The sequence below is a fragment of the Peribacillus sp. AS_2 genome (assembly GCF_026891895.1).
GTDB lineage: Bacteria > Bacillota > Bacilli > Bacillales > DSM-1321 > Peribacillus > Peribacillus frigoritolerans.
Window position 1 is genome coordinate 72351 of sequence record NZ_JAPTGA010000002.1, and the last position, 22603, is coordinate 94953.

General features: G+C 37.8%; 16 protein-coding genes and 2 pseudogenes. 4 read left to right on the forward strand and 14 right to left on the reverse strand.

Annotated elements, in window-relative coordinates:
- Positions 1-101: 101 nt before the first annotated feature.
- Positions 102-740, forward strand: a complete 639-nt coding sequence (locus tag OTG27_RS03175; protein WP_106028169.1) for an HD domain-containing protein — start codon at positions 102-104, stop codon at positions 738-740.
- Between the two features lie 1028 nt (positions 741-1768).
- Here the strand turns inward: OTG27_RS03175 and OTG27_RS03180 are convergent.
- The 6 genes from OTG27_RS03180 to OTG27_RS03205 all read right to left on the reverse strand — a co-directional run bounded on the left by OTG27_RS03180 (position 1769) and on the right by OTG27_RS03205 (position 8665).
- Positions 1769-3385: an FMN-binding glutamate synthase family protein gene (locus OTG27_RS03180; RefSeq protein ID WP_252266819.1), complete on the reverse strand. Its 1617-nt coding sequence runs from the start codon at positions 3383-3385 to the stop codon at positions 1769-1771.
- Between the two features lie 47 nt (positions 3386-3432).
- Positions 3433-4062, reverse strand: coding sequence for an NAD(P)H-binding protein (locus OTG27_RS03185; protein WP_057277389.1), 630 nt, complete (start codon positions 4060-4062; stop codon positions 3433-3435).
- A 651-nt stretch (positions 4063-4713) separates the two neighbouring features.
- Positions 4714-4896 (reverse strand): YolD-like family protein, encoded by a 183-nt coding sequence (locus OTG27_RS03190; protein ID WP_034307388.1) that lies wholly within the window; start codon positions 4894-4896, stop codon positions 4714-4716.
- Between the two features lie 749 nt (positions 4897-5645).
- Positions 5646-6101 (reverse strand): MarR family winged helix-turn-helix transcriptional regulator, encoded by a 456-nt coding sequence (locus OTG27_RS03195; protein WP_268936189.1) that lies wholly within the window; start codon positions 6099-6101, stop codon positions 5646-5648.
- A 362-nt stretch (positions 6102-6463) separates the two neighbouring features.
- On the reverse strand, positions 6464-7588 hold the full coding sequence (locus OTG27_RS03200) for an aminotransferase (protein ID WP_268936190.1): 1125 nt from the start codon (positions 7586-7588) through the stop codon (positions 6464-6466).
- Between the two features lie 21 nt (positions 7589-7609).
- Positions 7610-8665, reverse strand: a complete 1056-nt coding sequence (locus tag OTG27_RS03205) for an ornithine cyclodeaminase family protein (protein WP_268936191.1) — start codon at positions 8663-8665, stop codon at positions 7610-7612.
- A gap of 714 nt (positions 8666-9379) precedes the next feature.
- On the opposite strand from OTG27_RS03205, the gene OTG27_RS03210 reads away from it, so the two are divergent.
- Positions 9380-10243, forward strand: coding sequence for a LysR family transcriptional regulator (locus OTG27_RS03210; RefSeq protein WP_268936192.1), 864 nt, complete (start codon positions 9380-9382; stop codon positions 10241-10243).
- Positions 10244-10391: 148 nt separating this feature from the next.
- Here the strand turns inward: OTG27_RS03210 and OTG27_RS03215 are convergent, their stop codons facing one another.
- Positions 10392-11546 carry a M20 metallopeptidase family protein gene (locus tag OTG27_RS03215; RefSeq protein ID WP_268936193.1) on the reverse strand — a complete coding sequence of 385 codons (1155 nt, stop codon included), beginning with the start codon at positions 11544-11546 and terminating at the stop codon, positions 10392-10394.
- A gap of 350 nt (positions 11547-11896) precedes the next feature.
- On the opposite strand from OTG27_RS03215, the gene OTG27_RS03220 reads away from it, so the two are divergent.
- The gene (locus tag OTG27_RS03220; RefSeq protein ID WP_307729997.1) at positions 11897-13321 is read left to right on the forward strand and encodes a YfcC family protein; all 1425 of its coding nucleotides are present in this window, start codon (positions 11897-11899) and stop codon (positions 13319-13321) included.
- Between the two features lie 506 nt (positions 13322-13827).
- Here OTG27_RS03220 and OTG27_RS26445 read toward each other — a convergent pair.
- Positions 13828-14097: pseudogene (locus tag OTG27_RS26445) on the reverse strand (flotillin family protein); the annotation flags it as partial.
- Positions 14098-14346: 249 nt separating this feature from the next.
- Here OTG27_RS26445 and OTG27_RS26450 point away from each other — a divergent pair.
- Entirely contained in the window at positions 14347-15735 is a 1389-nt protein-coding gene (locus tag OTG27_RS26450) for a M28 family peptidase (RefSeq protein WP_307729998.1), read from the forward strand.
- A gap of 417 nt (positions 15736-16152) precedes the next feature.
- On the opposite strand, the pseudogene OTG27_RS03240 reads toward OTG27_RS26450, so the two are convergent.
- The 6 genes and pseudogenes from OTG27_RS03240 to OTG27_RS03260 form a co-directional block, all read right to left on the reverse strand.
- Positions 16153-16367 (reverse strand): annotated as a pseudogene (locus OTG27_RS03240) (flotillin family protein); the annotation flags it as partial.
- Complete coding sequence (locus OTG27_RS26625; protein ID WP_374941235.1) at positions 16327-16431, reverse strand: VOC family protein; 105 nt, start codon at positions 16429-16431, stop codon at positions 16327-16329. The pseudogene OTG27_RS03240 and the gene OTG27_RS26625, both read right to left, overlap by 41 nt.
- Before the next feature lie 216 nt (positions 16432-16647).
- On the reverse strand, positions 16648-17745 hold the full coding sequence (locus OTG27_RS03245) for an L-dopachrome tautomerase-related protein (protein ID WP_268936194.1): 1098 nt from the start codon (positions 17743-17745) through the stop codon (positions 16648-16650).
- 718 nt (positions 17746-18463) lie between these two features.
- Positions 18464-19690, reverse strand: coding sequence for a Ger(x)C family spore germination protein (locus OTG27_RS03250; RefSeq protein WP_268936195.1), 1227 nt, complete (start codon positions 19688-19690; stop codon positions 18464-18466).
- On the reverse strand, positions 19687-20781 hold the full coding sequence (locus tag OTG27_RS03255) for a GerAB/ArcD/ProY family transporter (RefSeq protein ID WP_268936196.1): 1095 nt from the start codon (positions 20779-20781) through the stop codon (positions 19687-19689). Before OTG27_RS03255 ends, OTG27_RS03250 begins: the two co-directional genes overlap by 4 nt.
- Positions 20778-22325 (reverse strand): spore germination protein, encoded by a 1548-nt coding sequence (locus OTG27_RS03260; RefSeq protein WP_268936197.1) that lies wholly within the window; start codon positions 22323-22325, stop codon positions 20778-20780. The genes OTG27_RS03255 and OTG27_RS03260 overlap by 4 nt, the downstream gene beginning before the upstream one ends.
- Positions 22326-22603: the final 278 nt, after the last annotated feature.

Here is a 22603-nt window from a genome sequence, read left to right on the forward strand (position 1 = left end):
TTATCTATTATTATCATAGAAATGAATGGATAGATAAATGATAAATTCCTCTTTACAATGAAAACAAGTTCATAATCAAATTGTAAAGGGGATTTTCAATTATGTTTCAAGAAGTAGCAGGTATTAAAATTCCAGATTCTCAATTGGCTAAAGAAGCAGCAGATCTTTTACGCGAGCATGGGGATGACTTGTTGTGGAATCATTCAAATCGCGTATTTTTATTTGGTGCAGTCAACGGAAAAAAGACGAAGCAGAATCATGATTTAGAGTTGCTATATGTTAGTGCATTATTCCATGATTTAGGTTTAACAAAAAAGTTCAGCAGTCCAGATTTACGTTTTGAAGTAGACGGTGCAAATGCTGCGAGGAGCTTTTTACAGCAGTATCAAATTCCAGATGAGTCGATTCGTCTTGTATGGGATGCTATTGCATTACATACGACACCTGGCATTGCAGAACATAAGGAAGCTGAAGTGGCTCTTCTCTTTTCGGGTGTTGGTTTAGATGTTATGGGAGATGGCTTTGAACAGTTCCCTGACGACTTGCGTGAAGAAATTATAAAGGCCTTCCCACGTAACAATTTCAAAAAGGACATTATTCCAGCGTTTTATGAGGGCTTTAAGCATAAGCCAGAAACTACTTTTGGCAATATGAAGGAAGATATTATTGAATATTTTAGACCGGAATATAAAAATAAAAATTTCTGTGAATGTATTTTGCATTCACCTTGGACAGAATAGGGTACAAAAATGACAGAAAGTTTGTACAAAAGGTTATATCGGCCAAGGAAGCTACTAAAAAATAAAGGCTGTTTTCACATACTTTGTTGCTATTTACCAAGTAGTGCGGTGTGGTTGATTTCCCCTCCAGATTCTCGCTTTCCTTGGTGCGGGCGGTGGGCCTCCTCGGCGTAAACGCCTGTGGGGTCTCACCTGTCCCGCTGCACCCGCAGGAGATTCGCACTTCCGCTCCAATCAACCTTAAATAGTTTTGTTTAAAAGCCAAAATAAAAAATAAACAACCAATTAGGTTTCGCCCTTGGTTGTTTATTTTTATTCGTAACTAATAAAGACCCCTGTATTTGAAAAAGTAACATTCCATTTTTTAATTCAATTCTAACCTGAAATAAAAATCGATTAAGACTTTCCAGCCCACTTTCTGTTCGGATGACTTCCTGCCAGTCACCTTTCGGAAGCTTGCGGGAGAACATCCATATACTTATATTCTTAAAGTTGTAAAGCAACTTCCCCCTACGGTTAAGATTAATCTTGAAATGCCTGAATCGGCTCTCTCCTTTTGCCCCATCCAAATCAACGGGTATAGTTCTCGGGGTCATTCACACGCACTTATATATTGAAGAAATGCCGCTCCCTCTTCATTCAATACAATATTGCACCAACTTTAAGCGCTTCTACAGGAAACTGCTCTGAAACTGGAAGTCCCCCCGCTAATGAAATGACTTCTGGTCTTTCTGTTACTTTTACTATCTCACGGGTCTCAGAAGATGAAACTAGACGAGCTCATTTTCCATTTGTAAACAATCCTTCCTTGAACTTTGATATTTTTAACTTACACCTCTATTTTATTTGAATACTGAGACACCCATCCGTTAAGCTAATCATTACTACTGACTTCATGATTCGAGACTTGCTCCCCCCTATACATTGCACCAATGCCGGACGCACTTAAATAGCCTTTGCTGCATTGAGCAAAGGCTTACCTTTTTGACGAGTTTCTTCTATATAGTAAAAATAAAAATCCCGCCAAGCTATTTCTCCACTTTTTCCTTATTTCTTAGCTTCTCCACTTTTTCGGGAGTGAGGGTGATGTCCCGGACAGGGGAAACTCTTCCCCACTCATCCTTGTGAACGATGTGTTTTCGTTCAAATTTGGTCGGAGTATCTATACCTGCGGCAGCTGCAAGGTTAAATAGCCCCTCGCGGAGGGAAATCACGTAATTGGCGACTCGGTATTGTTTTTCCTCAATAACCAGACCTTCCTGCAACTTTGAATCAGTTGTGGCTACTCCTGCAGGGCAATGATTTGTATGGCAGATTTCAGCCATGATGCAGCCAACGCTAATCATAAAACCACGGGCTATATTGACTAAATCTGCCCCCATTGCTAAAGCGACCGCCACTTTATCTGGAGAAGTCAGCTTACCTGATGCAATCAGCTTGACCCGGTTTCGTACACCATATTTTTTTAACATCTCATCTACAAGTGGCAAGGCTGACATAATAGGGAGTCCGACTGCATCTGCAAGCTCCTGATAGGTTGCCCCAGTTCCGCCTTCCCCGCCATCCACCGTGATAAAATCCGGCCCTTTACCTGTATCTCTCATGGTTTTCGTCATTTCCTCAAGTGCATCAAGATCCCCCACAACAATTTTGATACCGATAGGCTTTCCGCCTACATCCCTCATTCTTTCCACAAATTCGAACAATTCATTAAAATTCTTGAATTCATAGAACCGGTTAGGGCTATTGATCGTTTGGCCAGGTTCTACCAGGCGGATTTGGGCAATTTCTTCTGTCACCTTTTGTCCTTCAATATGCCCACCTCTGATTTTGGCACCTTGTGCCAGCTTAATTTCAAATGCCTTTACTTGCTCGATTTCACTTTTCTTCTTGAATTCTTCCCAGGAGAACTCCCCACCTGGTGTCCTTACTCCAAACAGTCCCGGACCGATTTGCATCATGATGTCGGGATTTCCGGAGAGATGGTATTTGGAAAGACCACCTTCACCAGTATTCATCCATGTTCCTCCTGCAAGCCCTAATCCTCTCGACAGTGCAGTGATGGCATTCTCACCGAGTGCCCCGTAGCTCATTGCAGACTGTCCTACGAGCCCCTTTAATTTAAAGGGATTCCGGCATGTATCCCCTCCGATTATGACAGCATCCTCGTCTCGTAAAAAGTACGGTTCTATTTGTCTATCTTCGCGCTTCTCCTTTCTGGTCAATAGACCTTCCTCATCTACTTCATATACCTTTGTATTGATTTTTTGGCTATTATCTATTCTCAATTCTTCCCGGAGATTGGGAAACATACTATTTCGAATATAGTATCCAGCCTCATTGAAGTCACGTTCCGATCCAAATCCGATTAAACGCTCCTTATATTTTCCTGCTTTTACAACATCCTCGAATTCCTTTCTTGAGAAAGGGGTGCCTTCATTATTATTTTCAAATAAATACTGCCTAAGTTCAGGTCCTATTTGCTCTGTCATGTATCTAATTCTGCCGATTAGGGGGAAATTCCTCAGGATTGAATGTTGTTTTTGTGTATCATCCTTTCGGTAAAAGTACGCTGCGGCCGCAACTGTCCCTAAAACGGCAGATCCTTTTAAAACTGTAGGAAGGTAATTTTTTAACTTGGACATTTTATCACCCTTTGCTTCTTATTTTTTGTGCAAGTTACTCGAGTTATCTATAATCTTTGGAGTGCTTCATCAATCAGAATTTCGCCAGAAGTTACATGGAACGTTTTATTAAATACTTCTTCAGTATCCAGCGCTTTGACCAATACAGAAGCAATATCCTCTTTTGGTATCTCGCCTTTGTCATTCACAATTGATGGTCCAGCTTCAACTTTACCTATTCCCGGCTTATCCACAGGCATACTTGTCCGTATGACCGTATATGTAAGCTTTTCCTGTTTTAATAGCTCTTCTGAGTGGTACTTGACATCGTTTGTACTAGAATTCTTGCTCTCCATTTCTTTTGCTCGCATGGTGTTCATCAGAACAAAGCGCTTCACCCCATGTTTCTTAGCAGCCTCAACTGAGTCTATTACTGACTGATGGTCAACCAGTATTGGTTTGCCCTCCCCAGTCCGGGGACTGGCGCTACTCAGGTAGATCACAGCTTCACAGCCCGAAAAGGCACTGGAAAAATCCCTTTTTTCCAAAGAAACTACATCTCGTGCTCCAAGTTTAACCATTTCCTCAACTTTATTTTCTGCTCCTACCAGTGCTACCGGGTTATGGTGCCTGTCTGCCAGCTGTTTTACAACGTGCTCTCCGGTCATGTCCTCTGTTCCTATTACCAGAACTCTCATTTTAATACCTCCCTGCTAGTTTGATACTTTCTATTTACCACTTTAAAGTTTAATGAAACAATTAAGCGCCTTCGCCGTATCGTTAATTTTAACGATTCTTTGATAGTTAATTATTAGGGGAATTCCAATTTCTTCAGTGGAAGCGATTAGACTTTTTTATTTACCGAACGTAATCTCAAAATTAATAATCTGACATCCATTATTACTGAAGCTGTAGGAACTAGATTAGTGATTGGAATTAAATAGTAACGAAACCCAACTACTCCGCTCTTGTGAAGTGAGTTAGGTTTAATTTGGGTAATGATGGAAAACTTGACAATAAAGACGATTATTTCCTGGGGAAACAAACCCGAAAATTATCCCTTATAAATATTCATTTTTTAAGTAAATCACTCCATACATTCCATAGTTAATCGCACCCAGACTTTCTAACGAACACCATATTGAGGAATTCCACGAAGGATACTGGCCATAGTATAAAAACTATATTTATCAATCCGGAAATGAGGTGCCCCATTTTTTTCAAAACTGAAAAATTATTAACTACAGGAATGCTAAACATTCCAGCTTTCCATATATGAAAAAAGAACCTCTAGTAATAAACTAGAGATTCGGGATTAATAAATATATTGTTAATTGAAAGCAATTAAATTAATAAATTTCCATAATACGAGATAAACGAATAGAGAAAATCTTTTGATTTTCATCCTTTAAGGAAAGGGTTTGTTCATTTAGGTTAAGTTTATGCAATTGACCCTTGCATGTTTTTAATACTCCTTCTTTATAATAAATGATGGTCGTTATGCCCTTTTTTTTCAACGATTTTAAGATCACCTGATTATCTCCTTTCTGTCTATTCAATCATTTATTTAAAATTGTATGATAATTGGTGCAAAACTATGAAATCAATTAGGATATATATATTATACAATGAAAATCGTAAGCGTTTTCATTGTTGATGTGAACAATTTGTGAAGGTTTGAACATTAGAATATTTTAGGAAGTGGTAAAATCAATAATAAAAATGAATATTAAGTGAATCGACTTTTTAGACTGAAACCTTGGTTTGGACAGACTCAGCCTTGAAGTTGTCTTTTTTAGCATATGTATAACAGCCAAACAGATGAGATAATCTGTTTGGCTGTTCGCAATGCTTTGAATATCGACCGGTATGCCTCGAGAATTAGAAACATGAAAAGACTCCAAGGCTATCTTGATAAAGTGCTTGCCGCCTTATTTGTCACTCGTTATACTGATAAAAAATAACTCTTGTTCCTTCGAAATACACTGCACGATACAGCTACATCCAATGACCTTTTACTTTGGTATACGTTTCATAGGCGCTCCAAGAGTCATTGCTTAAGATGAAGCCATACCCTTTCATCTAATTGGCGGTTCATTTGATGATTTCGGGCATAATATGGTGTGAGCCATCGATAATCCCCGTTCTTCAATCGTCTCCGCTTAATATACGCAAGCACAAGTTTGTACCTCAGTACCCTCTCGCTTTTCACAAATCATGTAAGTCTGATAACTTTTCCACTGTATCAATATGTCCATTATTTAGAGTTTAATTGAAATTATCATGGAGTTCTTGCACCAGAACCCTTTTTTATATGCAGCCAATCAATTTCAATATTTCCTCTAATTCTTTGAATAAGATTTAAAACTAATTGCAGTTCTGCTTTATTAATACTCTGGAGAGCTGATCCATTAAAATGTTTCTCTTTTTTTTCTATCAATTTATATATTTCTTTTCCTTTTACTGTAGGGAATAGTTTTTTTATTTTTCTGTTCTCCTTATCACCTACTTTTTTTATAAATTCATTTATTTCTAACTTTTTAATAGCGCGAGCTGCTGTAGTTCTGTCTACTTTAATCACTTCAGCTATTTTTTTTTGAATCATTCCAGGATGTTCACAGATTTCAATGAGATACAAGTACTGTCCCCTAGAAAGTTGAAAATCTTTATATGCTATATTGCTGAGTGTATCTAAGCATCTTGCAATAACTTTAATCTCTTCAATAATTCTTTCCATAATACTTCCCCACTTATTTTTTCAAAATAGGAAATTTATAAGGAGCTTCACTAGAATTACTTTGCTAATGCTATATCAAGCTTTATCCTTTATCGATTTGTTCTTTGGTAACTGCTAACAGAAGAACCTTTGAATAACCTGTATTAGAATTAATAATTTCAATTTTAATCATTAATGCTAACCTAGGAAATACGTCTATTAACTCTATGTTTTTTTATACTTTAGGCTTTTCTAATACCAAATAAATTCTCTTCTTTGTTATATCTCAAGAGTTGCTAATGCACCTGACAAATCTAATTTTTGGCCATTGCACAAATTAAACTAATGTTTATTAATTTCTTTATAATAATTTCAAATATCAATTACTTTAATGTTCGAAGGTATTCTGATACTTTTTGAAGCCCCTGTTCTAATACTTCTGTTTTGCAGGCGTACCCGATTCGAACATGACTTTCAATATCAAAACAAGAACCAGGCGTGAGAAATGCACCGTTTGCTTTGAAGAGACCAATGCAAAAATCTTCTGATGAAACGGGGAGATCATATTTAAGCATAGCAGTTGTACCAGCACGTGGTTTAACATAAGAAATTAAAGGTTCTTGTTCTACCCATGCGTCTAAAATAGTTAAATTATCTTTAATTATTTTACGGTTTCGATCTAATATTTTGTCATAATTCTTCAAAGCATGTACCGCCAAAATATCATCTAACATACCACAACTGATTGTTGTATAATCACGATGTCTATAACACTCGTAAATTACTTCTTTTGGTCCGGCTATCCACCCAAGACGTAAACCCGCTAATGAGAGCACTTTTGACATACTTGATGTACTTATACCTTTTTCGTATAAATCTACAATAGAAGGAACTACTAGATCGTCTTCTTGTAATAACCTACGATATACTTCATCACAAAGGATATAAGCATCATAAGAACGAGCAATCTCTACAATCTCTTCAAGCATTTCTTTTTCTATAATAGCGCCGGAGGGATTGTTTGGATTATTAATTATAATCATTTTTGTTTTTTCATTCACTAAGGATTTCAACTCATTTAAATCCGGTAAATAATTATTTTCTTCTCGTAAAGGTAATAAGTCTACAGTTGCGCCAAATGATGTAGGAACTTCATATAATTGTTGATATGTTGGATGGACAGCAATTACATGATCGCCTGGTTGGATAAGAGAATAAAGTAATAAAAAGTTTGCACCAATGGCACCATTTGTTACTAGTACATTATCAGCTTCAAGAGATTGATATTGATTTGATACTAATGTTCTAAAGTCTGGAGATCCCTCAATATGCCCATACGTTAATTTGTTCTTGCCCAAATCAACGAGAAATTTTTCTGGATCCGTTCCATCTATTGAGATTAATTCGTTTACTGTTAGCGACTCTACACAAGTCTCTGCAATATTGTATACAGCTTCCACTTCGTATTCATTCATCCATTGTTCAACTGCAAATGTTTTAATATTCATAATAAATCTCCTTTGTATATATTAAAGTGTTGTAATAAGACCAAGTTTCTTTTTAGTTGCTTGTTCTAAAAGATAGTTAGCTGTTAATAAATCTTGTAAAGATATTCCCGTACTATCAAAAATCGTAATATCTTCATTAGAAACACGACCGGCAACTTTACCTAAAATGACACTTCCTATTTCATCCTCAATTTGAATGGTTGCAATAAGTCCTTTTTTATACGGAACTTCAGTCTCACCTACACTAATGGCTTGACCTACATCGTCTACAAACACTCTTGCGTTAACAAAAAGGTTTTCATCGATTTCTTGCTTCCCTTCCATATCTGCACCTATACATGATATATGCGTACCTGGTTTCACCCATTCTTTTTTAATTATAGGTTTACGAGCTGGAGTTGCGGTAATAATGATGTCAGCTTGTTCTGTTGCTTGTTGAATATCTCGTGTTGCTTCAAATGAAATGTTGATTCGTTGAAGCATTTGATTATAAAATTCTTGATCTAGATCTTTATAAGGAGCAAGAAGTTCCAATAATTTATTCTTTATCGATTCACAAAAATCATTAGCATGTTCAAAAGAATTAGCGTTGTAAACAGTTACTTTTTTGATATTCTCCATACTCATCAAGGTAGCTATTATTTGGAAAGGTCCTAAATGCCCTGAACCAATCAAAACGAGATGCTCTGAATTTTTTCTTGCCAAATATTTGGCTCCTATACCTCCAGCAGCTCCAGTGCGCATCATAGTAATAAACTCACCACTCATGATGCCTAGAGGGGCTCCTGTACGACTATCCAGCACTAGAACTGTCCCAACAACGGCCGGAAGGTTTTTAGAAGGATTGTCCCCAAACCATGAAACCAATTTTAAGCCAAAGATATTTGCACCTACTAATTCTCCTGACTTAATATCCATATCTGCTTTACCAGGTTCAAACTCATGAAATACCATCGGAAATAAAGATGCCTCGTCTTTCTCCTTCAACTTATAGGCTCTTTCGACCAGCTCTATTACAGTTCTCATGTCTAATAACTCTTTAATATTTTCCTGATTTAAAACTCTAAATGGGAACAAAGTTATTTCCTCCTTTAATTTTTTTTATCTTCAAAGTAGTTGCCACTACTAAGTTCCAATTAAATCTATCACAGCATAAACAAAGTGAAAAATTGATTAATTTAATAGTATCTATTAAATAAACTTAGTGATTTAGCATCTCCTTATTAATAAAGTATAGAATTTAATAAAAAGGGGCCCAGCACATATTCTTTTTAAATATGCATGAGCCTCTTTTTCCTTATAGTTATTTTTAGTTTTTATTCAACCTTCTATTTTCGATTGTAATGCATTAATGTAGCCTGTAACAGTATGAGATTTCCCACATCAAAAAGATAGCAAGAGATTTTAAATTATCCCATTTCAGTAATCAGGGACCTATAAACGTATAGTTAGCTAATATATGATCAAGAAACAAGCCAACTCCCTAAATTGCTATTAATAGTTGCAATATCTTAATCCCCCTTTCAGTAATTGAGTTTGTTTTTAACTAAAATCTAATTTAAATTTTATCATTTAATTTTCAATGTTACTTCTTACATTTTTGCCTTCATATTCATCTTCTGATAGTATGAATATCATCTAAATTGCGCCCGCAATAAATTTATCACAGGTTAAAATAGGGATAAAATTAATTAATTTAATGGTAACCATAGAAAAACTTAATAACTGTTAAATGCAAATATTATATCTATTTTTTCAGGTATGAAAGGAAAAAGTATGGAGCTTAGAAACTTGAAAACTTTCCAGGTGGTTGCCCAACACCTGAATATGACAAAAGCAGCTAAAATTTTAGGATATACACAACCAACTATTACGCTACAAATTCAAGTATTAGAAAGAGAACTTGGTCATTCACTTTTTACTCGCATTGGAAAAAGTACTTTTTTAACTCCCGCAGGTAAAAAGTTGCAAAAACATACAGATAAGTTGTTTAATGTAGTGGAGGAATTAGAAAGAGAGCTGGAGGAATTGAATGGTCCATCTGGAAGACTATCTATTGCTGCATCTGAATATTATTGTAGTCACTACCTATCAATTTTGGTAAATGCTTATATAAACCTTCATCCACAAGTTAAATTAAAACTTATACCCTCCAATAGTCTGGACGTTATTGAAAAAATCCTTAGTAATGAAGCAGATATAGGCATTATTGCATGTGAATGTAACCATAAAGATATAGAAAGTTATGCTCTTGGTGAAGAAAGGGCAGTACTTGTAGTTGCTGCAGAAATTTTTAAAGATAATACTAAAGAAAAAATATTGGAAAAATATCCTTTTCTAGCCTTTCATGGAAACTGTAGCTTTGATTCACTAATAAAACAATGCTTTTCAGAGATGAATTATAGACCGGCTTCTATCATCGAATTCGGTGGAAGTGATGAAACCATTAGACGTGCTGTACTCAATCAAACAGGGATTGCTTTACTTGGGGAAAATGTCATTAAAGAAGAACTTGCCAACGGGCTACTTGTTCCTTTACATTATTGTACTCAAATGATTGAGACATCTCTAATTTATTTAAGGACGCGAACAGAAGGAGCTACTATTAATTCCTTTAGTGACCTATTAAAAGATACTTGGGCAGCTACAACATAGTAAATAATTCCCTTTTCCTTCTAACCAAAGTAAACAAAAAGTCCTCGAATAATATCATTTGATGTTATTCAGGACTCTTTGTTTTGTTTACTACTGTTGAATATTCTTTAGTAAAATACTATCTTTTCAATTAATGTTTCAAATCGGACTATTCTTCATAATTTAGTACAAGTCCTATGAATAAGTTTATTGCAGTCTCTAGAACGTCCTCATCTATGTCAAATTTGGGGTGATGATGTGGATAAGCGCTCTTTTCCCCTCCGGTTCCTACAAAAATAAAAGCTCCTTTTCTTTTTTCTAAATAACATGAAAAGTCCTCCGATGCCATGGTAGGATCTACGTGAACTAAAACTTCTGTCCCAAACACCGTTTTGACTGTCTTTCCCACAAAACGGCTCATTTCTTTATCATTCATAACAGGAGATAATCCCCCGAACAATTCTAAACTTCCATTCGCTCCAAAACTATTACAAATTCCTTCAATAACTTTCTTCATTTCACTACAAATATAATGTCTTGTATCATTTGATAAAGTTCGTATTGCGCCATACATAGATACCTTGGTAGGAATGATATTGTAAGAAGTTCCTGCTTCCATTTTCCCAACAGAAATAACAGCTGGATTCAATGGATCAATTCTTCTACTTATAATAGATTGAAGGGCTCCTATAATATGACTTGATATATAAACAGAATCTACTGTTTCATGAGGTGAAGCACCATGACCTCCCATTCCTTCGATCGTTATTCGGAAATCATCTACTGACGCCATCATTGCACCAGATCGTATTCCAATCTTTCCCTTCTGAAGGGGTTGCCACAAGTGAATTCCAAAAATCATATCGACTTCATTTAATACCCCTTGTCGTATTAAAGATTCAGCACCACTAGGAGACATTTCTTCTGAGGATTGAAAAATAAAAACGATATTTGGTTTTACTTCCCTTCTATGTTCGGACAACCACTTGGCTACCGCCAATAACACAGCCATATGTCCATCATGTCCACAAACGTGAGAAACTCCAGGTTTTTGTGAAATATAACTTTTTTCACCCTCTTCTTCAACAGGGAGTGCATCCATGTCAGCTCTAAGGGCAATAGTTGTGCTACCTTCTGTACCTTTAAGATATCCTACTATGCTCGGAGGTTCATAATTTAATATTTCGATATTCAACTTGTCCAAATGCTGTTTAATATATTTACGTGTTTCAAATTCTTCGCCAGATAATTCGGGATACTGATGAAAATATCTCCTATGTTCAATTGCCCATTTTGTTAATTTATTCAATTCAGCTGTGTCCATTTTTATTCCCCCTAGTAACTAATTTAAATTCCGATTCGCTTACAATAGAATACTCGTTATTGTTAAATTGTATATAAATCGTTGTAATACAACTAATTAAAAGGTTTTATGGTTGTAATTGAAGTTTCTTATAGTAGTAAACATTTTTCATTAAAATTAGAATTTATGGAAAATTAATAAATTTACTGTTTCATTTATAAAACTATAAAACGATAAAAAAAATACTATTAATTTATCAAATTGTAACTATAGGATTTTTCAATTTGTTAAATAAACAGAATAATTCTAATATTTTAATAACAGATGAAACAAAAGTAATGTGATGAATTTAAAAAGAGGGAGGAAATAACTTGGTTCAATTACAACAGAAAATAGAAGAGGTGAAGAGTGAAAAAACAAATAAAAGTAGAACAATCAACGTATTTGTTTTGCTGTTATTCGTGCTATTGGTTGCCACTATATTAACCCACATTATTCCGGCAGGAGAGTATGAAAGGGTTGAACAAAACGGACGTGAAATAGTAGATGCAGGATCCTTTACCAGAATAGATCAATCACCCGTTCAATTCTTTAGTTATTTCAAAGCCATACACACCGGAATGGTGGAAGCAGCCGATATCATCTTTTATGTTTTTATTATTGGAGGTACATTCGGAGTCCTTACAGCTACCGGTACAATCGAGACTTTAATGGTAGTTATGTCAAGAAAGTTCGCTAACAAGGAGAAATGGTTAATTCCCGTTATGATGTTATTCTTTGCATTGGGAGGGTCTCTTATGGGAATGGCTGAAGAAACCCTAGCCTATATTCCAATTCTTATTCCTCTTGCCATCGCTCTAGGATTTGATGTATTTACTGGAACAGCCATCGTATTAATAGGAGCTTCAATTGGTTTTACAACTGCAGTCATGAACCCTTTTACCGTTGGCATTGCCCAAGGAATCGCTGGCCTTCCACTTTTCTCTGGAATCACATATCGGATTTTATTATTTATTGTTATGTATGTAGTAGGGGTTGGATTTGTTTACAGACATGCCATGAAAGTCAAAAAAGACCGTTCTATTGGGTATTTTGGCGGTTATCAGGATATAAACTTAGAGCAAATACTGAACTCGCCTGTTATTTTTGAAAGAAGACATAAATGGGTTCTCTTTTGTTTTTTACTTAATTTCATCTTTTTAGCATTTGGTGTAATCAAATTTCATTGGTATATTACAGAAATTGCAGCTCTCTTTATTATACTAGCAATTCTCATTGGTTTTGTCGGCAGACTTTCAGCAGATCAAATCGTTCATTCTTTTATGAAAGGTTCAGCGGGGTTAATTACAGGAGCCCTAGTCATTGGAGTATCTAGAGCTATATTAATCGTTCTTGAACAAGGACATATCATCGATACGATTTTACATCATACTTCCTCTGTCCTTCAACATGTTCCTTCTGTTTTTAGTGCTGGAGGAATGTTTATACTCCAAGCTCTTATTCACTTTGTAGTTCCATCTGGAAGTGGACAAGCTGCTTTAACTATGCCCATTATGGGACCTTTGGCAGATTTAATTGGGGTTACTAGACAGACAACTGTACTTTCATTTTCCATAGCGGATGGAATTGGGAATATTATTTTTCCAACATCAGGGTATTTCATGGCGGCTATAACCCTTGCAGGGATTCCTTGGATACGTTGGGCAAAATGGGTCTGTCCACTAATTCTTATACAATATGGAATAGGGATTATAGCTGTAATTATAGCTCATTTGATTAGGTACGGGCCTTTTTAACACACCTAAGTTCAATTAATTCCTACTATTATATATAATAGTAGGAAGATTTTTAGCTTGATCCTATTAAGAATGAGCTTACTGTTTAAATACAATTCAAATAGATTAATAGTTTACTTTTATCGACCTCTAGTAATGTTTTAAATCAGTTTTTAACTGTTACATAAGCTATTTCTACTGTTATAATATCCTCAAATTTTTATTTTCATTATGTAATGTATCCTTTTTTCTTTATCCAACTCTAAATAAATCATCTTAGTTATTGGATCTAAACGTTGTTTATCCTTATCTGCAACTTTTGATATATCACTTATTTTAAAAAATTAAGTATAAAGGTCAGATAAACCAATCCTGCCTTTTTAAACTAGAACTATTCAAAAAAAGGTAAGAGTATCTTTGTGTTCTTACCTTTCTTCATTTAATTCTTAACCGTTACTCTTCCTTGCTTGCTGACATATTCATGCTCGCTTCCACATTCTCCTGCTGATGGTGGTGAATGGTAAATTTCAGTTTCCCGAGAAATTCTCAAGTAAGTCTTTGACATCAATTCGATGCTTTTAATGACTCCTGCAAGGATGCCATTAAATCCGTTGCATACCCAGTCACTTTATTAGCCCCGCCATTCGCACCGCTTCCGCTTTTGCCACGGCTTCAATTTTATACTTATCGGTATCCGCTTCTTTAATCTGTTTCATCTTGTTGGCGGAGCCTGCCTGCTCTACCGCATAACGGTCGGCATCGGCCATTTTCTTCACTTCGAAATCATATTGCTTTTCAAAAGTTAGGTTAAAATGAGGTTGATAGATTTGAATGTTTGATCATTTTTTTACAATACAATATATTGACGGCTTCAATACATGATGCGATTCTTCATTAAGAAGGATCGCTTTTTCTTTGCGGCATAATCTTAAGGGAGAGCGGGTGTCAGAAACCGATTGATATTCGGAATTTAAAGACTAATGACTCATTTACAAACTATTCAGTTAAATACATAATTAGGAAGATTATGAATAAGGAGGGATTATATGTATAGAAAATCACTAACAGTACTATTAGCTGCGGGTATGGTTCTATCAACCGGTACAGTATTTGCACAAACTAGCGGAGCAATAAATGCCCAGTCTGACACAGCTTTTGATAACAAAGTTATCAAAAAAATTAGTGCGGACAATATGTATAATACGATTGCCTATCTATCAGAGCAACCGAGAGCTGCTGGTACAGAAGGGGAGCTCCGTGCAGTCAAATACATAGAAAGTCAGTTTAAGAGTCTTGGTTTCGAAACAAAGGTTCAGCCTTTTCACATCTATGATACGGTGCAAAATGTAAAAGTGAAAATTGGTGACAGTGATTTAGGAGGTACACCGCGTGCCCTTAGCGGCAGTATCAGCGGAAAGGTAACCGCCGAACTTGTTAATGTTGGCAAAGCAAAGCCAGAGGAAGTTGGAGAAAATGTATCTGGGAAAATTGCACTAGTTGAACGTGGGGACATTACCTTTGTTGAAAAGGTTCAGAATGTCCTAAATAAAGGAGCGGTGGGCGTTTTAATGTACAACAACTCACCATCAGGAAATAATTTCGGACAAGTATCAGCGGGGCAAAATATACCTGCTGTAGCCATTACCCAAGCCCAAGGGTTAGAGTTGGTCGAACAGCTTAAAACTAAACAAATCACGTCCACTCTTGAAGTGGGAAAAGCTGAAAGAATCGAAAAGACATCCTACAATGTCATCGCTTCCTTAAAACCAAAAGCCAATAAGGATAATGGTCAAATCGTGACTGTTGGAGCCCATCATGATTCTGTCCCGGGCGGCCCTGGTGCAAACGATGATGCTTCTGGTGTATCAGCTGTGCTGGAACTGGCAAGGATCCTGGCCAAAACCCCAATTGACACTGAAATTCGCTTCCTCACGTTCGGATCTGAAGAAAGAGGGCTCGTTGGATCATCCTTCTATGCTGATTCCCTTCCCAAAGAGGATGTAGACCGCATGGTGGCTCACTTCCAAATGGATATGATAGGCGGACGTGATGCTGGCGAGGATAATCCTGCAGGTGGTTTGATTATGTATACCATTGATGGAATGAAAAACCTTGTGACGGACCTGGGTTCCTCAGCAGGGGCCAGAACGATGGATGTTGCGATTCCTTATGGACAGCTGGGCAGGAGTGACCACCAACCATTCCATGAGCTTGGCATTCCATCCGCCTTGTTTATCCATTCCCCTGTAGAGCCTTGGTATCACCAGCCTACAGATACACTGGATAAGATATCGAAAGAAAAATTGCAGCAAGCAGCTGAAATTGTCGGTGCAAGTGTTTATCAAATTGCCCGTCCGGAAACTCCGGCATTAACAAATGCTCGTGTAGCTCCTGGCACGGTAGACTATGATTTTGATGACCGTCCGGTAGACTAAATACTTCTTTGTACAGAATTACGAAATTAATAATGGATCTTGGAGAAAATCAGGAGGGCATCTTTGTAGTTTACAGATGCTCTCTTCTTTTTATCGGCCAGCGCCTTGTGCTTAATTTTTTCACTATTACTAACCTCTAAGTCTAGTGAAAATCCTATATGAAATATGTAATAAAACATACATGCTTATCCAACTCCAATACCATTCCCACTGTAAATATTCAATATTATCAGTGTACCTCTCCGATCCTACTTCACAGGAATAATTTCAACAATCAATAGCTAGAAATCCAAAAACAGCTCAAACTTTAAAGGGTGGGCTGTTTTTGGAAATTTTAGGTTAAAAATTAAATTCATAACGCTTTCTAAGTCGTAAGTAACGTAGCCATGTTCTAACTGTGAATGAACCAAAGATAAAAGCCACTTGTTTTGCATGTTCCGGCAGCATTTTCAAAAAATCATGTCCATTACGGCGGCTTGCCCGAACTGTTCAAAAGCTTCAGCTATTTTCTGCTTGGCTTCTGCTTCTGCTCCCCCTTTTAACCTGATGATTTCCGCTTCTGTCGTACCTTGTGCCCTTTGGGCGTTCGCTTTAGCAAGACCGCCCATGCAAACGCGTCCCGCTTCCGCTTTTGTAAAATTTCTTTGCCCGTTCCATGTCATCCACATGAATTTCGAGGTGAACTAATCTTCCCATGATTACCTCCTAGTTTTGTTCAAAACTTTTCCTCTTACCGTAAGTTGATACTTATGTAGCTTCATGCCTATGGTGCTTTATTTATATTTTAAAGTCATAGATGAAGCAGGCTTTTCAATTTGAATTAAGTCACCTCTTTATTATAGGACAGTTGCGGGAATATCTTACAAAAAAGGCAGCTCCCTAGTGGGGGATAGCTACCTTCGTTAACGATTACTATGAAAAGGTAGGAGCAGGGAATTCATCAATTCTCATACGAAGTAAACTATATGGTTTTTCCCGGAGGTCTCTTCCATAATGAAATCTCGCCTGCCGATGTAATTGATTCACTATGACATATAAGTATTGATCGGGACCAATCGAAAATGTATCCGGCCATAAAATTCTCGGGTCATGTGCGATGGTTTCCATTGCGCCATTCGGCAATATCTTCCGGATACTATTGTTTTCATAGTCTCCCGCATAAACGATTCCTTTTGCGCTGGTGATCATTCCATCAGACGCACCTTTTTCCCCCAAATACTGCACATATTGGGATAAATTCAGGTCCTGTATCCTTCTGTCTCTTAGGGCTTCTGTTGAGATCGAGAACAGCTGACGGCTGGTTAGCGGAGCATAAAATAAAACCTTTCCATCAGAAGAAATCGCTAAACTATCGGAAGCCAATCTAAATGGGAAAGTCGAGCCGTCCGGGTTTCGATTCATCAAAATTTCACCTTCTACTTTCGGTAAAAAATAGGGATCAGGTGAAGTTGATATTGCCCCATTTAACCGTCTAAACGCGTTCCCATTTTCTAAATCTACGACGATAATAGCCCCTGGACCTCTGGAAGAAGAATCCGTTATATATGCATAGCCTGCTCTTCCAACCCGAAAATCCAAACGGACATCATTCAGATAAGTTGTTGGCAAGACAACCTCTTTTGTAAAGGTATATACTCTCCTTATTGTATTCGTGCTTAAATCAACAGCAACTAATTTTGCTCCCCCTTGAATAGGTTCGGAAAAATTTGGTGCCCCTGTATCTAGTACCCAAAGTGTTCCTCTTCCATCAGCAACGATACTTTGGACACTGACGAAAGACATCGTAATATTCCCAATATTAACTAAATTGGTTTCTACACTGGGATAAGGCTGCAATTCACCCTCAACAATTTCTGCCACAGTAAATTGAACGTCGTCTCCCCATTTCGGAAAGCATACAAAAATACGACCGGTTTCGGAAACGCTGACACCTGTAGGCATAGCCCCATAAAAAGCATGCACCAGTTCAAACTGCCCAAAATATTTTTCCATAGGTAACATAGGTTGCATGATATCCTCCTCATCAAATCCGAACGGATATCACCTATATATGATGAAAATTTTTTGTAGTGCCTGGTTCTTGATGAATTTTTCTATCGTGGCACTTCATTAATGGGATGTACCTCTGTGATTACCGGGTTAAGAGCTGAAGTGGCTAGCAATATGATACGCTTAGGAATGAGATTAAATGAAAAAGCACAAACATTAGGAACTTTACAACAAACGTTGAATAAATACTTAATAAGTTAAATACAGAGAATCTTAGAGGAGGGTCGCTTTGCCGACTCTTTTTCCTTATTCAATATATTCTGACCAACTGTCACCCCGTTAGTTGAGTATAAAGTAGCAGCAGAGTAATTCCTATCTCATTTAATGAACTAATCTCCTGTTAGAGAAAAACATCTTCACGAATGCAGCCGATTGTCGCACAGCTTTAAAAGGCCGAGGATAAAGGTGGACCAAAAGATTGAATACACGTTTAGAAAAAAGACTGAGTGACTCAGTCTTTTTATAACCTTTGCCTGTCAGAAAACACCTTCGCTTAGGACGACAATCAATGTGCTTTCACTGAAATAAAAAGATTCCTTGTAGGCAAGCAAGGGAGAGAGCTAAGAACCAAACCGCGTATTTGGCTTTATTTCCAACTTCTTTGCCTACGGTATTCCCCTGCTTAAATGTGTAGATGATAATAAAAACCAGTAAAATATTTACCAGAATACCCATGATATCAATCCCTTACACGTTGTCGATTGGTGGGTACAACTTGTTCTCCAAATTGGTATAACTCCACCTCGTAATGAATGATGACTGTGGCTTTCGGATAGTTTTCCATCCAATTGTAGGCTTCGTATTGTTTCATCGTGAGAAATTTCCGCCTTGCCATATAATAAAATTCAAAAATATCCACTTTCAGCTTTTCTTGCGATTTCTTCACCACGTTTTGCGTTTTCCTTTCCAATTCCTTTTCGATATGGCTTTTCAGCCTGTCTCCATTCTCGGTATTCGTTGAGTAATTAACCAAACTCGGAACAGAAACGAGATCCACTTTCACGGGAACGGTCGCTGTAATGACGGGACTTGATTTTTTAGTATTGACGTTTATTTTGGCCTTTTTTTCAATATAAATCCGTGTCCCAATCGTTTTATTTGTTTTGACGGGATCCATAAAAGCGGTCGTTAATTCTTCTACATCTGAATCTTGTTGCAACATGAGGGTTAACCTCGTTTCTTCACCCGTCAACTTTCCAATCGCTTTTCCATTCTTGAACACAACCGAACCGATGGATTGTGTGTGGCTTCCTGATCGGATGTTTACCCCACCCGCTACACTTTCATCATCTTCTTTCTTTACCTGTTGATGTCTATTTTTGGCTGTGCCATAAATGGCTAAAAAGGCACCCGCATCGTGCTGCGTATTTTTTAAATACATTTGATACGTCGATAAAGGAACAAATCCCGTCTCTTTCCACCTTTGACCCATCAAATCGTAAAATTTGTGAGGTCTTGTTTCAAAAGGCGTTTTGTTGTTTCTGATAAAAGAAGAAGCGTTCTCTTTCGATACCAAAAACAACACGTTTTCCCTCAGTCCCCTTTCTTTTGTGATGGTTTCCGATATATGCAGAAACATGTTATCTTTCGCGAGTTCCTCTCCGACGATTAACGCTTTCACATGCGAGAGGGATACGTTCCTTGTTATGCTTACATTAGCGAGTTGCGTGGCGACCGCAAGGTTCGGGGCAGAGAGCGTCACGATTTCCGATGCTTTTTCTTTCTCCGCTTTAGAACGGTCCGTTGAACCGACTTGTGGATTGGCAATTTGATAGGTTACATCGAGCGTCCCATTTTTCCCTTTGTCCAAACCCACTACCACAACAAACGCCTGCTCTTCCAACTCTATTTTATCCCAGCACCCTGTTAAAAAAAGAAGCGGCAAGACTAGTATCCACTTTTTCATGTTTTCCCCTCCTTTCTTTTCGCAAAGATCCACATAATGAAGGGCAAGAAAAAGAAATAGAAGGAACCGAAACGGAAAATCACGTTTTCCCTTATGATGTATTCCGATTCTACGGGATTTTCTGGCAGCATGCCTAGACAGATGAGAAGCGCGGCAAAGGGAATTAAAAGGGGCTCGATTTTTTTGATTTGAAACAAATAGGAAAAGAGGGCGGTGGTGATATACAGATAAAAAGAAAAACGGATAAAGGTCGAAAGAAGCCAAATCGGTAAAAAGATGGTTTCAGGGTTCGCTAAAAAGCGTCCTGCCGAAACATTTCGGGTCGTTTCATGAAACAGATAGGTGATTTCCGTCACCAGCGGCACGTCGTACAGCATGATATAAAACAAGAAAAATGTGACCAGTTCGAAACAAACGATAGCAAAACTGATGAGGCTCGATTTTTTATAGGTGGAAAAATCTCTAAAAAAAGTCATGAAGACGGCAAGTGCCATGATTTCCACGAAAAGCGGCATAAACTTGAACCCTGTAATAAAAATATTTTCCCATGTTCGTCCGAAAATCGGAAAAAGATACGAAAATTCAAGCCGATCCCAAAGCAGGATAATGAGAAGCAATAACCCTCCTTTAATCGAAAAAAGAAAAATGAAACTGGTTCGCGTGATTCCTTCCAGTCCTCTTTTTGCGAGAAAAACACACACAATAAAGAGAAGGAAATAAATAACAAAAAGGGGTGTTTTAGGAAAATAAAGAGTGGAAATGATATTCACATAGCTTCGGGTATCGACGGCAGTTCCGATTAGGAAAAGAAGAAAGAAAATCAATCCCACTAGGAAACCTAAGGGTTTTCCGAAAATCAAGTGAAACACGTCGATTAATCCCTTATGAGGGTATTTCTTCATCACGCTTAAAAAAACAAGAAAGGAAAGAAGAAAACAAAGAGCGGAAACGAGTATCGCCATCCAACTGGCCGTTTCCGTTTCGTCGAACAGCAAAGTGGGCGTCATATCTGCAAACTTGATTCCGATGACGGGCAAAAGCAACGAGATGATTTCTCTTTTTCCGAGTTTATACGATTTCTTCTGGTTCATAGCCCTCTCTTTCCTTTCGTTTTTGAATTTTCTTTCGCTTTCTTCGGATGCAGATACATCGGCTTGATTCGTTCCTTCCAGGAAACCTTTCTTCCTATCGTATCTTTAGACGAGGGTAAAAAAGGAATGGTGGGTGCGAGGTACGGCACACCAAAAGAAGTGAGGGTGGATAGATAGGCCACACACATGATGGTCCCCATCATGACACCGAAAAGTCCCATAAAGGAGGCAAGTATAAGAAAAGCGAAACGCATAATCCGAACCGCAAAGCTAAACGATACATTCGGTATGGCAAAGGAGGCAAGACCCGTTATCGAAACCACGATGACCAAAATCGGGGAGATGATATTGGCATCGACGGCTGCCTGACCTAAAATGAGTGCCCCTACGATTCCAATCGTCGAACCCATCGGTGTCGGAATCCTGATTCCCGCTTCCCGTAAGATTTCAAAAGCCGATTCCATCATGATGATTTCAAAAATGACAGGAAACGGGACGGTTTCCCTTGTTGCGGCAATGGCAAGAAGAAGGTCGGTTGGAATCATGGCACTGTGGAAATTCACGATCGCCACGTACAAACTGGGTGTGAAAAGGGCGATGAAGACCGAAAACAATCGAATCAAACGTATGAAGTTTCCATAGGCCCATCTCAGGTAATAATCTTCCGACGTGTGAAAAAATGACCAAAAAGTAGCGGGCGCCACAATCGCGGCGGGTGAATTCTCCATGAGGATGATTGCATTCCCCTCCCGTATGAAGGACGTTGCCCTGTCAGGTCGTTCCGTATAGAGAATGGTCGGAACAAGGGAGTACGCCCTTTCTTCCAGGTGTTGCTCCAGTACCGATACATCCTCGATATAGTCCACGTCAATCCGTGATACGCGTTCTTTGATTTGATTCAATAAATCAAAATCCATCACATTTTTCAAATACATCAGGCTGATTTTCGTCTTCTTGCCATTTCCGATATAAAGCGTTTCCGTCACTAAGGATTCGTCACGGAGCCTTTTTCTAATGAGGGAGACGTTGACGGTTCCTGACTCCACAAACGCCTCATTTGACCCTTTAATCACGTTTTCCGATTGCGGCTTATCCACGCTTCGACTGTCATATTTGGCTGTTTGAAGCGATAGAACGCGTGATGACCCTTCCATCAGGATAATGGTTTGTCCGTCCAATAAAGCGGAGACGGCTTCTTTCCTTTCTATAAGGGTGGAGACTTGATTTCCTGTAAGAATCGATTTGCTTATCACCTCGGTTAAATCTTCGCCCACTTCTATTTGTATTTCCTTTTCTTGCAAAGAAGAAATGGCGTGGTCAATGAGGGTGGCATCCACCATCCCCCTCATAAAAAAAAAGTGGGCATCTTTATTTTGTGAAGGCACATATATAGGACGCACTCCAAGGTCGGAGTTATCGGGATAAGAAAAAATGTTTTTCAGATAGGTGCTGTTTTCCTGTAAATTACACGAAAAAATCACATTTTCTTTTTCTGTGTTTTCTTCTATTTTAGATTTCTTTTTTTTTGAATGAAAGTTAATCATCACACACCTCTGCCTGCTTTTTACTTAGTATGGGGCAAAAGACTATTAGTTAATTCTTAAATAATTAGATGTTTCTTTTGTAATTCAGTGTTTTAAATTTTTACTTGATTTTTACCCATCTATTTTTTGTTTACTTTTACGAACAGGGTAATTATAGCAAACAGGAAAGGCTTATCAAGTTAGGGATGATGGCTTCCATATAGGTCTAATATTTTCTCTTCTTCTGCATCATAGTAAAATCCTCTTTCTACGTTAATACATTCGAATCAAGTTCCGGT

What these genes read in the sequence shown, in the direction of transcription:
- OTG27_RS03175 (WP_106028169.1), top strand. Translation starts at nt 102, where the DNA reads ATGTTTCAAGAAGTAGCAGGTATTAAAATTCCAGATTCTCAATTGGCT.
- OTG27_RS03180 (WP_252266819.1), bottom strand. Translation starts at nt 3,385, where the DNA reads ATGTCCAAGTTAAAAAATTACCTTCCTACAGTTTTAAAAGGATCTGCC.
- OTG27_RS03185 (WP_057277389.1), bottom strand. Translation starts at nt 4,062, where the DNA reads ATGAGAGTTCTGGTAATAGGAACAGAGGACATGACCGGAGAGCACGTT.
- OTG27_RS03195 (WP_268936189.1), bottom strand. Translation starts at nt 6,101, where the DNA reads ATGGAAAGAATTATTGAAGAGATTAAAGTTATTGCAAGATGCTTAGAT.
- OTG27_RS03200 (WP_268936190.1), bottom strand. Translation starts at nt 7,588, where the DNA reads ATGAATATTAAAACATTTGCAGTTGAACAATGGATGAATGAATACGAA.
- OTG27_RS03215 (WP_268936193.1), bottom strand. Translation starts at nt 11,546, where the DNA reads ATGGACACAGCTGAATTGAATAAATTAACAAAATGGGCAATTGAACAT.
- OTG27_RS26450 (WP_307729998.1), top strand. Translation starts at nt 14,347, where the DNA reads ATGTATAGAAAATCACTAACAGTACTATTAGCTGCGGGTATGGTTCTA.
- OTG27_RS26625 (WP_374941235.1), bottom strand. Translation starts at nt 16,431, where the DNA reads ATGGGAAGATTAGTTCACCTCGAAATTCATGTGGATGACATGGAACGG.
- OTG27_RS03245 (WP_268936194.1), bottom strand. Translation starts at nt 17,745, where the DNA reads ATGCAACCTATGTTACCTATGGAAAAATATTTTGGGCAGTTTGAACTG.
- OTG27_RS03250 (WP_268936195.1), bottom strand. Translation starts at nt 19,690, where the DNA reads ATGAAAAAGTGGATACTAGTCTTGCCGCTTCTTTTTTTAACAGGGTGC.
- OTG27_RS03255 (WP_268936196.1), bottom strand. Translation starts at nt 20,781, where the DNA reads ATGAACCAGAAGAAATCGTATAAACTCGGAAAAAGAGAAATCATCTCG.
- OTG27_RS03260 (WP_268936197.1), bottom strand. Translation starts at nt 22,325, where the DNA reads ATGATTAACTTTCATTCAAAAAAAAAGAAATCTAAAATAGAAGAAAAC.